Source organism: Rhodococcus cerastii, from assembly GCF_033042195.1.
Classification (GTDB): Bacteria; Actinomycetota; Actinomycetes; order Mycobacteriales; family Mycobacteriaceae; genus Rhodococcoides.
This window is the reverse complement of record NZ_JAWLKF010000001.1, coordinates 854,077-869,237: the sequence shown is the minus strand read 5'-3', so window position 1 is coordinate 869,237 and position 15,161 is coordinate 854,077. Positions and strand designations below refer to the sequence as shown.

General features: G+C 65.4%; 13 protein-coding genes and 1 pseudogene. 6 read left to right on the top strand and 8 right to left on the bottom strand.

The window, feature by feature from the left end:
- Positions 1 to 59 precede the first annotated feature (59 nt).
- The 3 genes from R3P93_RS03925 (at position 60) to R3P93_RS03915 (ending at position 1,937) form a co-directional block, all read left to right on the top strand.
- Entirely contained in the window at positions 60 to 647 is a 588-nt protein-coding gene (locus R3P93_RS03925; RefSeq protein WP_032397906.1) for a peroxiredoxin, read from the top strand.
- 1 nt (position 648) lies between these two features.
- Positions 649 to 1,188, top strand: coding sequence for a carboxymuconolactone decarboxylase family protein (locus R3P93_RS03920; RefSeq protein ID WP_068050667.1), 540 nt, complete (start codon positions 649 to 651; stop codon positions 1,186 to 1,188).
- A gap of 77 nt (positions 1,189 to 1,265) precedes the next feature.
- Entirely contained in the window at positions 1,266 to 1,937 is a 672-nt protein-coding gene (locus tag R3P93_RS03915; RefSeq protein ID WP_317532432.1) for a PhzF family phenazine biosynthesis protein, read from the top strand.
- On the opposite strand, the gene R3P93_RS03910 is transcribed toward R3P93_RS03915, so the two are convergent.
- Positions 1,927 to 2,601, bottom strand: coding sequence for a hypothetical protein (locus tag R3P93_RS03910; RefSeq protein ID WP_317532431.1), 675 nt, complete (start codon positions 2,599 to 2,601; stop codon positions 1,927 to 1,929). The genes R3P93_RS03915 and R3P93_RS03910 overlap by 11 nt on opposite strands.
- Positions 2,602 to 2,639: 38 nt before the next feature.
- Here R3P93_RS03910 and R3P93_RS03905 point away from each other — a divergent pair, with 38 nt between their 5' ends.
- The gene (locus tag R3P93_RS03905; RefSeq protein ID WP_068050670.1) at positions 2,640 to 2,870 is read left to right on the top strand and encodes a hypothetical protein; all 231 of its coding nucleotides are present in this window, start codon (positions 2,640 to 2,642) and stop codon (positions 2,868 to 2,870) included.
- Here R3P93_RS03905 and R3P93_RS03900 read toward each other — a convergent pair.
- Positions 2,854 to 4,113, bottom strand: coding sequence for an aminotransferase family protein (locus R3P93_RS03900; protein WP_317532430.1), 1,260 nt, complete (start codon positions 4,111 to 4,113; stop codon positions 2,854 to 2,856). The two genes, R3P93_RS03905 and R3P93_RS03900, sit on opposite strands and share 17 nt — an antisense overlap.
- A 3-nt stretch (positions 4,114 to 4,116) precedes the next feature.
- Positions 4,117 to 4,551: pseudogene (locus tag R3P93_RS03895) on the bottom strand (Pr6Pr family membrane protein); the annotation flags it as partial.
- A gap of 135 nt (positions 4,552 to 4,686) precedes the next feature.
- Here R3P93_RS03895 and hrpA point away from each other — a divergent pair.
- Positions 4,687 to 8,583, top strand: a complete 3,897-nt coding sequence (hrpA, locus tag R3P93_RS03890) for an ATP-dependent RNA helicase HrpA (RefSeq protein WP_317532429.1) — start codon at positions 4,687 to 4,689, stop codon at positions 8,581 to 8,583.
- 12 nt (positions 8,584 to 8,595) lie between these two features.
- Here hrpA and nrdR read toward each other — a convergent pair whose 3' ends face one another.
- Complete coding sequence (gene nrdR, locus R3P93_RS03885) at positions 8,596 to 9,060, bottom strand: transcriptional regulator NrdR (protein WP_317532428.1); 465 nt, start codon at positions 9,058 to 9,060, stop codon at positions 8,596 to 8,598.
- A 100-nt stretch (positions 9,061 to 9,160) separates the two neighbouring features.
- Positions 9,161 to 9,574: a hypothetical protein gene (locus tag R3P93_RS03880; RefSeq protein WP_068050673.1), complete on the bottom strand. Its 414-nt coding sequence runs from the start codon at positions 9,572 to 9,574 to the stop codon at positions 9,161 to 9,163.
- A 397-nt stretch (positions 9,575 to 9,971) separates the two neighbouring features.
- Here R3P93_RS03880 and lexA point away from each other — a divergent pair, with 397 nt between their 5' ends.
- Positions 9,972 to 10,655 carry a transcriptional repressor LexA gene (gene lexA / locus R3P93_RS03875; RefSeq protein ID WP_037189497.1) on the top strand — a complete coding sequence of 228 codons (684 nt, stop codon included), beginning with the start codon at positions 9,972 to 9,974 and terminating at the stop codon, positions 10,653 to 10,655.
- Positions 10,656 to 10,730: 75 nt separating this feature from the next.
- Here the strand turns inward: lexA and R3P93_RS03870 are convergent, their stop codons facing one another.
- The 3 genes from R3P93_RS03870 to R3P93_RS03860 form a co-directional block, all read right to left on the bottom strand.
- Positions 10,731 to 11,873: an acyl-CoA dehydrogenase family protein gene (locus R3P93_RS03870; RefSeq protein ID WP_068050674.1), complete on the bottom strand. Its 1,143-nt coding sequence runs from the start codon at positions 11,871 to 11,873 to the stop codon at positions 10,731 to 10,733.
- Positions 11,874 to 12,022: 149 nt separating this feature from the next.
- Entirely contained in the window at positions 12,023 to 13,294 is a 1,272-nt protein-coding gene (locus R3P93_RS03865; RefSeq protein ID WP_317532427.1) for a uracil-xanthine permease family protein, read from the bottom strand.
- Between the two features lie 22 nt (positions 13,295 to 13,316).
- Positions 13,317 to 15,047, bottom strand: coding sequence for a phosphoenolpyruvate--protein phosphotransferase (locus R3P93_RS03860; protein WP_256980955.1), 1,731 nt, complete (start codon positions 15,045 to 15,047; stop codon positions 13,317 to 13,319).
- Positions 15,048 to 15,161: the final 114 nt, after the last annotated feature.

Sequence of the window (15,161 nt, the reverse complement as noted above, 5' to 3'; positions counted from 1 at the left end):
CACCGATCCGAACCGCCCACATACGGAACCGACGCGATCATTCGACACGAGGAGACCACATGGCACTGTTGACAATTGGCGACCAGTTCCCTTCATACAACCTCACCGCCGTCATCGGCGGAGACCTCTCCAAGGTGAACGCCCAGCAGCCCGACGACTACTTCACCACCGTCACCAGTGACGACCACGCGGGCAAGTGGCGCATCGTCTTCTTCTGGCCCAAGGACTTCACGTTCGTGTGCCCCACCGAGATCGCCGCGTTCGGCAAGCTGAACGAGGAGTTCGAGGACCGCGACGCACAGGTCCTCGGCGCGTCGGTCGACAACGAGTTCGTTCACTTCCAGTGGCGCGCACAGCACGACGAGCTCAAGACGCTTCCCTTCCCCATGCTGTCGGACCTCAAGCGCGAATTGGCTGCTGCCACCGGCGTTCTCAATGCCGACGGTGTGGCCGACCGCGCCACCTTCATCGTCGACCCCAACAACGAGATCCAGTTCGTGTCGGTCACGGCAGGCTCGGTGGGGCGCAACGTGGACGAGGTCCTGCGAGTTCTCGACGCCTTGCAGTCCGACGAGCTGTGCGCCTGCAACTGGAAGAAGGGTGATCCCACCATCGACGCAGGCGAACTGCTGACGGCGAGCGTCTGACATGACGATCGACAACCTCAAGAACGCCGTCCCCGAGTACGCCAAGGACCTCAAGCTCAATCTCGGTTCCATCGCCCGCTCCACGGTGCTCAGCGAGCAGCAGCTATGGGGCACCCTGCTGTCGGTGGCCGCAGCGTCGAAGTCCGCGACGACGTTGAAGGAGATCGCCGAGGACGCAGCCGATTCACTGTCGGCCGAGGCGTACAACGCCGCCCTCGGTGCCGCGTCGATCATGGGCATGAACAACGTCTTCTACCGAACCAAGGGATACCTGGACGGCAAGTACGACGATCTGCGCGCCGGTCTGCGCATGAACATCATCGGCAACCCCGGTGTGGAGAAGGCCGACTTCGAGCTGTGGTCGCTCGCGGTCTCGGCCGTCAACGGGTGCAACCACTGCCTGGAAGCACACGAGAAGACGCTGCGCGCCGAGGGCGTCGACCGCGAAAAGATCTTCGAGGCCATCCGCGCCGCGTCGATCGTCGCGGGTGTCGCGCAAGCGATCGAAGCAGGACGCGTCCTCGACGGTGCCGCCGTCTGAGCGTCGACCCGACCTGATCACCGAACGAGGGATCCGCGACCGCGGGTCCCTCGTTCGGCGTTTGGTACCGTCCGGGCATGGCTACCGACGTGTCCGTCGTCCGAGTGTTCACCGATGCCGACGGCAGGTTCGGTAACCCCCTCGGCATCGTCGCCGCGGATGACGTCGCCGAGGCGGACCGACAGCAGTTCGCCACCGAGCTCGGCTTCAGCGAGACGGTGTTCGTCGATCGCACCGATTCCGGTACGGCCTCGGCCACCATCTACACGCCCGCCGTGGAATTGCCCTTCGCCGGGCATCCCACGGTCGGACTCTCGTGGTGGCTGCGCGAGCAGGGACACCCGATCGAAGTACTCACAGTTCCTGCCGCGCCGCTGAACATCCGCTACGAGGGCGAGCACACCTGGGTTCGGGCCCGGGCCGACTGGACTCCGCACTTCACCTTCCATCAGGTCCAGGACGCGGCCGAGGTGACGGCAGCGGACCCGAGTGCGTACGACAGCGGGCACCACTACGTCTGGGCCTGGACCGACGAGGAGCACGGCGCGCTGCGATCACGCATGTTCGCACCGATGATGGGTATCGCCGAGGACGAAGCGACCGGCGCTGCCGCCGTCCGGCTGACCGGTGAACTCGGCCGGAGCCTGAACATCCTGCAGGGAGCCGGATCTCGATTGCACACTACCTTCGAAGCCGGATGGGTGGAGCTGGGCGGACGTGCCGCGGCGGACGCGTCGATCAGCGTGTGACGGGTACGTCCACCTCGATTTCCTCGCCCAGACGAACACCGTCGGCGAGTGGGAGTCGATCGCCGCTCCAGAACTTTCCTGGGTCGAACCAGTTGGCTTTCTTGTTGCCCGTGAGCAGACCCATCGCGTCGTAGGTCATGGCTACCACCTCTGCGCAGTAGGCGGTTTCGAGGGTTGCTCTCTCACGTTGGCTGCGACGCAGTGTGGGGACTCGGCCCCGGAACCAACGACCGGCGAGCGAGGCGGTGGTCGGAAAGGCTGTGCCGTCCAAGCGGGCGATGGTGCGAAGCAGGGCGTCCTCCTGCTCTTTCGTCACGGACGGGGTGGAGCCTGCGGAACGACCCGCGTATCCGTCCAATTGTCGCAGCCAGCACCGCTGTTCGTACTTCGTGGCCCACTGGGTCACGGCCGCTCGCAGATCGTGCAGCTGCACTCCGCGCTGGAAGTTGCCGCTCCACATGTCCTGCAACGACTTCCCCAGTTCGGCGTGCCACATCAGCGGAGGCAGGTCGTCGATCACGACGGACATGCCGACGTGATTGACCGGACTGTTGGTCAGTGCCTGGATTGCGCGATCGGCGTTCGACTGTCCGCGGAAGATCCAGATGTCGCCCGTTCTGGTTGCCTCGACTGCGGTATCGAGGCTGATTCGCGACGGATTCATGGTCCACACCCTAGATCTCGTGACGGTACGGTGGCCGGATGAACGTGTGGAAGGCTGTCGGTCTCGCCGGGATGGTCGGTGTCGCGGCCACCGGGGCGTTGGTGGTTCGATCCGAGCGCAAGCGTCGTGCCTACGCGCCCGAGGAAGTGCGCGAGCAGCTGCACCGTCGTTTCGCGGCTGTCTCCGACGAGCCGACACCGGCACCCGCTCCCCCGCTGTCGCGAGGGAAGCAGCTGCTCGGCAGACTTCGGTTCAGCCGAGCGCGCTGAGGATCCGCGCGGCCAACTCTTCGATCTCGGCGTCGGTCATGACGAATGCAGGCGAGATCTGCATCGCACCCTGGCCGGCGGCGCGGCCGGAGACCCCGTGTGCCCGAAGCGTTTTGACGAAAGGCAATGCTTCGGCCGGGTCGGCGAGCTGCACGGCGGCAACAGCACCGATTCCGCTGCGGATCTCCGATACTCGGTCGTGTGCGGCCAGTGGCGCGAGGTGGGTGTGCAGGGCCGCCTCGATGCGCTTGGAGTCCGAGAGCAGCTCTTCGCGCTCGATGATGTCGAGGTTGGCCATCGCTGCCGCGGCCGCTCCGGCGTGGCCGCCGTAGGTGTACCCGTGTCGCCACCACACGCCGCCCGCGAAGAACGGCTCGGCGATCTTCGGGGCGATGAAGACAGCACCCATCGGTACGTACCCGGACGTCAACCCCTTGGCGGTCGTCATCAGGTCGGGTTCGAGCTCGAACCGGGTGGAGGCGAACCAGCTGCCGCCGATCCGACCGAATCCGGTGACGACCTCGTCCGCGACGAACAGCACGTCGTTGTCGCGACAGATCTGCCGCACCTCGCGCAGGTAGCCCTCCGGCGGCAGGTAGATTCCGCCGGCACCGATGACCGGCTCGCAGAAGAAGGCGGCCACGTTCTCGGCACCGACCTCCTCGATCAGCGCCAGCAGCGACTTCGCGTCGTCCCACGCCACTGTCTTGGCGTCGGGCATCAGCTCACCGTAGTTCTCCTTGTTGACCGGGATACCGGCCAGCGCGGTGCCGGCGACGTGCATGCCGTGATAGGCCTTCTGTCGTCCGACGATGATCTTCTTGGCCGGTTGTCCCATTTCGACCCAGTAGCGGCGCGCGAGCTTCGCGGCGGTATCGATGGAGTCCGAGCCACCGGAGGTGAAGAAGATCTTGCTACCCGGAACCGGTGCGATGGCAGCGAGACGATCGGCCAAGGCCAGCGTGGTCTCGGGTACGAAGTCGCCGAAGTTCGAGTAGTGAGCGATCGAGCTCAGCTGTGTGGCAACTGCATCGGCGATCTCGCGTCGGCCGTGACCGACGTTGGTGAACCACAGACCGGCGGTCGCGTCGAGATACTTCGTTCCCTTGTTGTCGAAGATGTACGCACCCTCGCCTCGCGAGACGACGAACGGCCCGCTGGCGGTGACGTTGCCCATGTCGGCGAAGCCGTGCCACAGCGCGGAGGAGTGTGTGGTGGCCGCTGGATCGAGGTCGGAAGACATGCGCTACACAGTAGTGGAGTCCGATTCGCTCGAGACCGATCCGTGCCTCCACCGTCCCGCGAGCCGTCCGAGAGCATTCACTGCCAGCGCCATGAGCGCGAAAGCGACGGTCAACACCACCAGCCCGACGGCAAGCGCGGGGTATCCCCGTTCCCTCGGGTCGAGGAAGGGATACGGGTACCAGTCGACGACGGGTCCACGGATCAGGGTGTAGATCCCATAGACCAGCGGGAAGAGCAACCACGTCAGGCTGCGTTACTCGGAGATCTGCCGACGCGGTGGAGCGAGAATCCAGTCGAGCAGAAGGACCACGGGCATGATTCGATGCACCACGTTGTCGGTCCACGGATCCGCGACACCGACATCGATGTTCGCGAGCAACACCGCGTAGATGATCCCGGTGATCACCATGTAGAGCGTCACCGATCCGCGAACAGCACCCGCAGCATCCTGATCGGTACCGGCGTACGCGGTTCGGCAGTGACATCGTGCACGATGCTCATACGGCGATCCTGGCACAGTCTCGGCCGCCATTCACGACGGTTGCGTCGATGCGGATATCCTGGAGCGAGTATGTCTACCTCGAATTTGTCCGGTCAGCGAAAATCTCTCGCCACACGTCTGGCAGACGTCACGATCCGGGACGAGAACCGGCTGCGGCGGCGACTGGACAAGGCTCGTACCGACGACGCGTTGGCCGCTCTCGAACGCGATGTCGCCCGCGCCGAGACGGTAGTGGCCAATCGCCGGGCGGCGGTGCCGACCCTCGAGTTCCCCGAGTCGCTTCCGGTCAGTCTGCGCAAGGACGACATCGCCGCCGCCATCGCCGAACACCAGGTCGTCATCGTCGCCGGTGAGACCGGTTCGGGTAAGACCACTCAGATTCCCAAGATCGCTCTCGCACTGGGCCGCGGAATTCGCGGTTCGATCGGCCACACTCAGCCTCGACGCCTCGCTGCCCGCACGGTGGCCGAACGCATCGCCGAGGAGGTGGGCGAGCCCCTGGGTGAATCCATCGGCTACAAGGTGAGATTCACCGACCAGTCCTCGGATTCGACCCTCGTCAAGCTGATGACCGACGGCATCCTGCTGGCGGAGATCCAGCGAGACAGACTGCTGCGACAGTACGACACCCTGATCATCGACGAAGCGCACGAGCGCAGCCTCAACATCGACTTCATCCTGGGTTACCTGGCGCAGCTTCTCCCCCGGCGTCCCGACCTCAAGATCGTCATCACCTCGGCGACGATCGACCCCGAAAGGTTCGCCCAGCACTTCGCGCGGGACGGCGTGCCCGCGCCGATCATCGAGGTCTCCGGTCGCACGTTCCCGGTCGAGATGCGCTATCGGCCACTGACCGTCGACGCCGGGGACACCACGATCGATCTCGACCCCGTCGACGCGACCTGCCAGGCCGTCGACGAGCTGATGGCCGAGGGCGACGGCGACATTCTGGTGTTCCTGTCCGGTGAACGCGAGATTCGCGACACCGCCGACGCCCTGAACGATCGCAATCTCCGCAACACCGAGATCGTTCCTCTGTATGCGAGACTCTCTGCGGCCGAACAACACCGAGTGTTCTCCCCGCATTCGGGCCGACGCGTGGTGCTCTCGACGAACGTCGCGGAAACATCGCTGACGGTCCCTGGCATCCGCTACGTGGTCGACCCCGGTACCGCCCGCATCTCGCGATATTCGTTGCGCACCAAGGTGCAACGACTCCCCATCGAGCCGATCTCCCAGGCGTCGGCGCGGCAGCGGGCCGGCCGCTGTGGCCGCGTCGCCGACGGCATCTGCATCCGGCTGTATTCCGAAGAGGATTTCGAGTCACGTCCACAGTTCACCGAGCCGGAGATACTGCGCACCAACCTGGCGTCGGTCATCCTGCAGATGACCGCACTCGGGCTGGGCAAGATCGACGCGTTCCCGTTCGTCGAACCGCCCGATCCGCGCAGTATCAGGGACGGAATCGGACTGCTCGAGGAACTCGGGGCGCTGAAGCCGGCCACCAAGGACGGCACTGCAGAGCTGACCCCGATCGGCCGGGAACTCTCGGCACTGCCGGTCGATCCTCGGATGGCTCGAATGCTCGTCGAGGCCAACGGCAACGGCTCTCTTCGCGACGCGTTGGTGGTCGTGGCGGCCCTGTCGATTCAGGACGTTCGGGAGCGGCCCGCCGAGCATCAGCAGGCAGCGGACGAGAAGCATGCACGCTTCGCAGTGGAGAACTCCGACTTCCTGGCGTACGTGAAACTGTGGACGTATCTGCGCGAGCAGCGAAACGAATTGTCCTCCAACCAGTTCCGACGCATGTGCCGAACAGAGTTCCTGCACTACCTACGTATTCGCGAGTGGCAGGATCTGCACGGCCAACTGCGTCAGATCACCCGCGGGCTCGGGTGGACGGTGCCCGACGCCGATTCCACCGAGACCGCCCTGCATCAGTCGCTGCTGTCCGGGCTGCTCTCGCACGTCGGACTCCGGGAGGGGGACAAACGCGAGTTCCTCGGCGCGCGCGGAGCTCACTTCGCGATATTCCCCGGTTCGGGTCTGTTCAAGAAGCCCCCGCGCTGGGTCATGGCCGCCGAGCTGGTCGAGACCGGGCGCCTGTGGGGCCGTATGGCTGCTCGCATCGAGCCGGAGTGGGCCGAGCGGTTGGCACCGCATCTGGTCAAGCGGACGTACTCGGAACCACATTGGTCGATCAAGCGTGAATCGGCGATGGCCTACGAGCGGGTGACGCTGTACGGCATTCCGTTGGTGACGCAACGTCCGGTGAGCTATCACCGTATCTACCCCGAGGCGTCCCGAGAGCTGTTCATCAGACATGCGCTGGTGGAGGGCGAGTGGAAGACCCAGCATGCCTTCTTTCACAAGAACAGGGCACTGCTCGACGACGTGGGTGAACTCGAACATCGCGCCCGACGGCGAGACATCGTCGTCGACGACGACGCTCTGTTCGACTTCTACGACGCCCGCATCGCCCCAGAGGCGGTGTCGGCACGGCACTTCGACACCTGGTGGAAGAAGGCCCGCAGACAGGACCCGGCGCTGCTCGACTTCACCACCGACACCGTCGTCAACTCCGACGCGGCCTCGGTACTGACCGGCGCGTATCCCGACGCATGGCGACAGGGCGAGATCCAGTTTCCCCTGACCTACCAGTTCGAGCCGGGCACGGCGGCCGACGGCGTCACCGCACGAATACCGATCGCTCTGCTCGCTCAGGTACAGCCGGTGGGCTTCGACTGGCTGGTCCCTGGGATGCGCGGCGAGTTGGTGACCGCACTGATCAAGACGCTTCCGAAAGCGTTGCGCCGCAATGTCGTACCGGCCCCCGACTTCGCAGCCGCGGCGTTGGCGGTCATGCGGCCCCGCGCCGAAACGTTGGTGACGGCATTGGCCCGTGAGCTCTCGCGGGCGGCCCAGTGCCACATCACGGCCAAGGACTTCGATGTCGCGGCACTCCCCGAGCACCTGAGAATGACGTTCGCGGCCGTCGATTCGTCCGGAAAGGTGTTGGGCAGCAACAAGGATCTGACCGCTCTGCGTACCGGTTTGTCCGGTGAGGTCGGCCGTCAGGTGGCCAGCGCGGTGGGTGACGCCGAGCGTGCGCCCTCGCTGGCGTGGACCTCGAGCACGCTGGGACGGTTGGAGTCGACCGTCACCCGAGATGTGGGAGGCCAGAAGGTCACCGGCTATCCGGCTTTGGTGCCGGAAGGACCGGGCGTGGCGGTTCGAGTCCTGAGCACCCCTGCTCAGCAGCGGGCAGCGATGCGTTCCGGAACCAGGGCTCTGCTGCTGTCGACTGCGCCGAAGGGCACCAAAGCACTGTTGGCCGGATTACCGACGGCGGAACGGCTTGCCCTCGGCCAGAATCCGTACGGCGGAGTCGATGCACTGCTCGAGGAATGCCGGGTTCTCGCGGTCGAGGAAGCAATGGACGCGCACGGTGGACCGGTACGAGATCCCGAGGCTTTCGACAAGCTCAGGGCGCTCGTGCACGCGGAGGTTCCGCAGCGTACCGCCGCGGTCCTCGCCCTGGTTCGTCCTGTGCTGACCGCTGCCCTGGCTTTGTCGGCGCAACTGCAATCAGCCTCCGGTGAGCCGGCAGACGATGTTCGGGAGCAGCTCGACGGCTTCATCTTTCGCGGATTCGTCACCGAGTTCGGTTCTCGCAGATTGGCGGACCTGCCGCGCTATCTCGCGGCGGCGACGAAGCGGTTGGCCACTCTGCCGAGCAGCGCAGGCCGTGACGCGGCGGCGATGGATGTACTCGATCGGGTGTACGCATCGTACGGACGACTGCTGGACTCGCTTCCGGAGAGCAGAAAGAACAGTTCCGGGGTGCAGGAGTTGTTCTGGATGATCGAGGAGCTGCGCGTGGGACTGTTCGCCCAAGGGATTCGTACGGCGTATCCGGTCTCCGAGAAGCGCATCGAGAAGGCGATCTCGGACCAGAGCCGCTGACGGGCGGAACTGTCAGTCGATGTCGGCGGACTCGCGGTGCTTGCGCAGTTCGTGGATTTCCTTCTCGAAGTCCTCGGCCGAACTGAACGAGCGGTACACGGAAGCGAAGCGCAGGTACGCCACTTCGTCCAGATCACGGAGCGGACCGAGAATGGCCAGTCCCACTTCGTTGCTGGGGATCTCCGCTGATCCCGCTGCACGGATGGCGTCCTCGACCTGCTGTGCCAGCAGGTCGAGCGCATCGTTGTCTACATCTCTGCCCTGGCACGCGCGCCGAACTCCCTTGACGACCTTCTCGCGGCTGAACGGCTCGGTCACGCCGCTGCGCTTCACGACTGCAAGCACTGCTGCCTCGACGGTCGTGAAACGACGACCGCACTCCGGGCAGGAGCGACGCCGCCGGATTGCCTGTCCCTCGTCCATCTCACGCGAGTCGACCACGCGTGAGTCGGGATGCCTGCAGAACGGGCAATGCATGAGGGACCCTCCGTCGTAGCCGATGCTCCGACGACGAGCACGCACATCGGGGCAGTCCACCGAGGATACTCAGCCTTCTCGAACCCGACGGGGGCGGTGGTCATCTGCCGGTCGTGTACTCGACGAGAGCTCCGTCGTGCACTTCGACCACACCGGCCGGCTGCACACCTGCATCGGGTGCGACGGCTCGCAGGTTCGCGATGCCGATCAGACCACCGGCCACGACGACCACTGCGAGCATCCACAACACCAGCGATCGCAGTCGAACCGGCTGGCTCGCGAAGTGCGCGGAGGTCGCGTCGAACTCGCGATCGGCATCCTCGCGATCGGTGACGTCGGTCCACGACGGGTCGAGGACCGGAAGGCACGGTGCGCTCTGTGTACGGGGCACCGTGGTGACGCCGTGCATCCCGAGGGGACTCCGCAGAACGGGACGGGCCCGGCGACGACGCTCGACGACGGTGGACCGGGCACGGACACCGGCGGCGGTGGGGCGATCGGTGATGATGGTCATCGGAACCTCGACTTCGCTCGTTGAATCGCTCGTTGGATCGATTGTTCGATCAGGCGTTCGATGGACGCTTGTTCGAAGTTCTATCACGAGCCTCCGACAAAGTCTGCAGAAAACGCGACACGAGTCGAACAGATGTTTGATTCAACAGCTGATACACGCTAGATTCGTGTCAGAAACCACACGCCACACGAGTCGACACCATCAACTCCAGTCCGCGCAGACCTACCCCGCAGACCGGATCCCAGGACACCAGCAGGAGGCCGACAGCATGAAGGACGAGACCTCGACGAGGTCGACCACGCGTTCCACGACGACGGGTTCCAGGACGACCGGAGCCAAGGCCACCGCCACCAAGGCCGCAGCAGGAAAGCCGGCTGCGGAACCCACATCCAAGGCCATGGAGGTCGGCACCGACATCAGTGCGGGTCTGACCGAGCGGCAGAGGAAGGTACTCGAGGTCATTCGCGCGTCGGTCACCGAGCGCGGCTACCCGCCCAGCATCCGCGAGATCGGCGATGCGGTCGGTCTGACATCGACCTCCTCCGTTGCTCACCAGCTGCGCACCCTCGAGCGCAAGGGTTTCCTCAGGCGCGACGCCAACCGCCCCCGTGCCGTCGACGTCCGGGGTCTCGACGAGGTGCAGGCCGACCAGGCTGCCGCCGCGGTCGACGGTTCGTCGGCGTCCGAGGAACAGGATCGGTTGCCGACCCCGACGTTCGTGCCGGTGCTTGGCCGGATCGCAGCCGGCGGTCCGATCCTGGCCGAAGAGGCCGTCGAGGACGTGTTCCCGCTCCCCCGCGAGTTGGTAGGTCAGGGCTCTCTGTTTCTGCTGAAAGTGGTCGGCGAGTCGATGATCGACGCGGCCATCTGCGACGGCGACTGGGTGGTGGTTCGTCAGCAGTCCGTGGCCGACAACGGTGACATCGTCGCTGCGATGATCGACGGGGAGGCCACCGTCAAGACGTTCAAGCGGTCCAAGGGCGAGGTGTGGCTGCTGCCGCACAATCCGCTGTTCGAGCCCATTCCGGGCAACAACGCCGCGATCCTCGGCAAGGTCGTGACCGTGATGCGCAAGCTGTAGAGATCGTCACGGCAGTGACATGCGAAGGGCCGCAGCACATGTGCTGCGGCCCTTAGCGTGCTTCGGATCAGCGGATCACAGATTCAATCCGCGGCCGATGATCTCCTTCATGATCTCGGTGGTGCCGCCGTAGATGGTCTGCACACGGGAGTCCATGTACGCCTTGGCGATCGGGTATTCCTTCATGTAGCCGTAGCCACCGTGCAACTGCAGGCACCGGTCGATCAGTTTGACCTGATTCTCGGTGGTCCACCATTTCGCCATGGCAGCTTCTTGCACGGTCAGCTTGTCTTCGTTGAGCAGTTCGATGAACTTGTCCACCATGATGCGGGTGGCGGTGGTCTCGGTGGCCAACTCCGCCAACACGAATCGGGTGTTCTGGAACTTGCCGATCGACTTCCCGAAGGCCTTGCGGTCGCGGCAGTACTGGATCGTCATCTCGAGCGCGGATTCCATCGCGGCGGCCGCGACGACGGCGATCGACAGGCGTTCCTGGGGCAGATTCTGCATGAGGTAGATGAAGCCCATGCCTTCCTCGCCCAGCAGGTTGGCGGCGGGCACGCGCACGTCGGTGAAGCTGAGTTCGGCGGTGTCCTGAGCCTTCATGCCGATCTTGTCGAGGTTGCGGCCGCGCTCGAATCCGGGCATGTCGCGTTCGACGACCAGCAGACTGAAGCCCTGTGCGCCCTTCTCGGGGTCGGTGCAGGCCACGACGATGATCAGGTCGGCGTTGATTCCGTTGGTGATGAACGTCTTCGAGCCGTTGAGCACCCAGTCGTCGCCGTCACGGACAGCCTTGGTCTTGATGCCCTGCAGGTCGCTTCCGGTGCCGGGCTCGGTCATCGCGATCGCGGTGATCAGTTCGCCGGAGCAGAATCCGGGGAGCCAGCGCTGCTTCTGCTCGTCGTTGGCAAGGTCGATGAAATACGGCGCGACGACGTCGTTGTGCAGGGTGAAGCCGATACCGCTGTATCCGCCGCGGGTGGTTTCCTCGGTGACGATGGCGTTGTAGCGGAAGTCCTTGACTCCGCCGCCACCGAATTCCTCGGGCGCTGCCGTTCCGAGGAAGCCCTGCTTACCGGCCTCGACCCAGACGTCGCGGTCGACGATGTTCTGCTCTTCCCACTTCGCATGGTTCGGCGCTACGTGCTGATCGAGAAACTTCCGGTACGACTCCCGGAACAGCTCGTGCTCGGGCTCGAAAAGTGTGCGTTCCACGCAGATCTCCTTGTTCGGTGCATACCGACATCGACCTGTGAACGGTGTCATTCGCGGTCGTCGGTACGACTGACGTCACGCTCCAACAGTACGTTCGGGACGTCACGGAGGTCGATGACCAAAACGCGCGCGATTCGTGACCGACCCCGCTACCGTGCGCGTTTGCCCGCGCTTCTCGCGAGCGCCGAGACGATCGGGTACCCGAGAAGGATGCCGACCGAACCCCACGCGATACCGCCGAGCTCGACCGATCCGACGGACAGCGTCAGGTCACCGATTCCGGCGACGAGCGCGGCAGCGACGACCATGAGATTGACCGGATCGGTGAAGTCGACCTTCGCGTCGGTCCAGATGCGTACGCCCAACAGCACGATGAGGCCGTACAGAACCAGGGTTGCGCCGCCGATGACCCCGTCGGGCACGGTGAAGATCAGTGCACCGAACTTGGGCGAGAACGCGAGCACCGTCGCGGTGATCGATGCGACCCAGTACGCGGCGGTCGAGTAGACACGAGTGGCCGCCATGACGCCGATGTTCTCCGCGTAGGTGGTGGTTCCCGAACCGCCGCCTGCTCCGGCCAGCGTGGTCGCCAGCCCGTCGGCGATCAAGGCGTCGCCGGCCACATCGTCGAGGTTCTTGCCGGTCATCGCGGCGACGGCTTTGACGTGCCCCACGTTCTCGGCGACCAGGACGATCACCACCGGCAGCGCCACGAGGATCACCGACAGCTCGAACGACGGTCCACGAAACTCGGGCAGACCGATCCAGCTCGCAGCGCTGAGTGCGTCGAGTCGCGGTTGCGCGATCCCTCCGGTGACTGCGGCGAACACCCAACCCACGACGACGCCGAGCAGAATTCCCAGTCGCCCGATAAGGCCGGGCCCCACCGCTGTCGCCAGCAGAATCGCGACCAGGGTGATGGCTGCGATCAGCGGCTGTGCCTCGAACGACGTGGTGGCGGCCGGTGCCAGGTTCAGCCCGATGAGCACCACGACGGCTCCGGTCACGACGGGCGGCATCGCCGCGTCGAGTACCCGCTGCCCTGCGAACTTCACCACGAAGCCCACTGCTGCCAGTACGACGCCCACACACAGCACGGCTCCGAGCTGGGCGGCAGGTCCGTTCGCTTGGGTGGCACCGAGCGGGGCCAGGAACGCGAAGGAGGAACCCAGGTAGCTGGGCACCCGGCCTCGGGTGATGAGCAGGAACAGCGCCGTCCCTATGCCCGAGAACAGCAGCGTCGTCGACACCGGAAATCCGGTGATCGTCGGAACCAGCAGGGTCGCGCCGAACATCGCGACCACATGCTGCATTCCGATACCGATGGTGCGGGGCCACGTCAATCGCTCGTCGGGCGAGACCACCGCCCCGGCGTCGACGGTCTTTCCGTTTCCGTGCAGCGTCCAACCGAGAGTTCTCATGATGGAAGGCAACACTATTGGATCAGCCGAGAATCGCGCTCACTGCCTCGCGGGCAGCGGCGGTGCTGTCCGTTTTCAGGGCGGCCGCGGCCGCTTCCTTGCACTGAGCGAGCGTGACCGTTGCCAGTTTCGACCCGACATGCGCGACGGCAGCCGACGCAGCCGAGAGCGAGGTGATGCCGAGCCCTACCAGCACGCAGGCCAGCAGCGGATCGGCAGCGGCCTCACCGCAGACTCCGACGGGCTTGCCCGCCTTGGCTCCCGCGGCCGCGGTGTGCGCCACCAGCGCCAACACGGCCGGCTGCCACGGATCGGTCAGGCCGGCGAGCTGAGCGGACATGCGGTCGGCGGCCATCGTGTACTGCGCCAGATCGTTGGTACCGATGGACAGGAAGTCCACGTGCTCGAGGATGTGTTCGGCGAGCAGAGCGGCGGCGGGGATCTCGATCATGACCCCCGGAGTGAGTCCGCGCTCGCGGACGTCGGCAGCGAAATCCTTTGCCTCCAGCGCCGTCGCGATCATCGGAGCCATCACCCACGGGGAGGAATCGGTCGCCTTCGCGGCTGCTGCGATGCCGTCGAGCTGGCGGTACAGAATCCCTCGGTCGGCCTCGGCGATGCGGATGCCGCGAATGCCCAGTGCCGGGTTGGCCTCGTCGGGATGAGTGGCGAACCGAAGTGGCTTGTCCGAGCCGGCGTCGAGAGTCCGAACGACGACCTTCTTGCCTGCGAACGCGTCGAGTACCTGTGCGTAGATCTCGGCCTGCTCGTCGACGGTGGGTTCGGAGTCGCGGTCGAGGAAGCACAGCTCGGTACGAAACAGACCGACGCCGTCCGCTGCGCTCGACCGCGCCGCGCGAGCACCGGCACCGTCCTGGACGTTGGCGAGAATGTCGACTGCGTGGCCGTCGGCGGTGGTTCCGGGACCGACCCACTGGGATACCCGGTCGAGCTCGTCGCGGGCAGACACGACGGCAGCGCGGGCCGAGTCGGCGTCGGGTTCGAGATCGATGCGGCCGCTGGTTCCGTCGACGGATGCGTTCGTACCCGCGGCGATGTCGTCGAGCCCAGCCACGGCGACGATGCACGGAATGCCCAGCTGGCGCGCGATGATCGCGGTGTGACTGGTCGGACCGCCCAGCGAGGTGGCGAGTCCGACGATCAGGGTGGGGTCCAGACCCGCGGTGTCGGCGGGCGCAAGATCGTCGGCGAACAGCACCGACGGCAGCTCGGGTACCGGAACACCGGGCTCCGGAACGCCGAGGATCTCGGCGATGACGCGATCGCGAATGTCACGCAGATCGGTCACGCGCTCGGCCATCAGTCCGCCGAGCTGGGTGAACATCGCGGCGAACTTCTCCGTTGCCGCTGCCGTTGCCGTGACGGCAGAACTGCCCTTGGCGATCGAGGAGCGAGCGGCCCCGAGCCATCCGCGGTCGGTGGCCATCGCGGCGTTGGCAGACAGAACCTCCGAAGCAGCGCCGGTCGCGAGTTCCGCGCGACCGCGTAGTCGGGAGGCGACAGCATTCGCTGCGGCGTCGAAAATAGCCTTCTCGGCCTCCCGATCGGCCTCGGCGACCTCGCCGGTGTCGGCTGGGATGGACGGTCGGGCACCGGGACGAATGACGGGGCCGTATCCGACGCCGGGCACGACGGGTGTGCCGCGCAGTGTCGTCTGCGCTGCTCCGGCCCCGGCTGCATCGACTGTGGTGTCGGTGTGTCCGGTCGAAGCGGTGCTAACCGATCCCGTCATGTGGTCCTCCTCGGATCCTGCGTGAACAAAGGTCATCGCATCTGTTCGGCGAGCTGTGGCGTACTCACTCACTTGCCTGTGTTGTGACCGAGATTACTCCAAACCCTTGACATG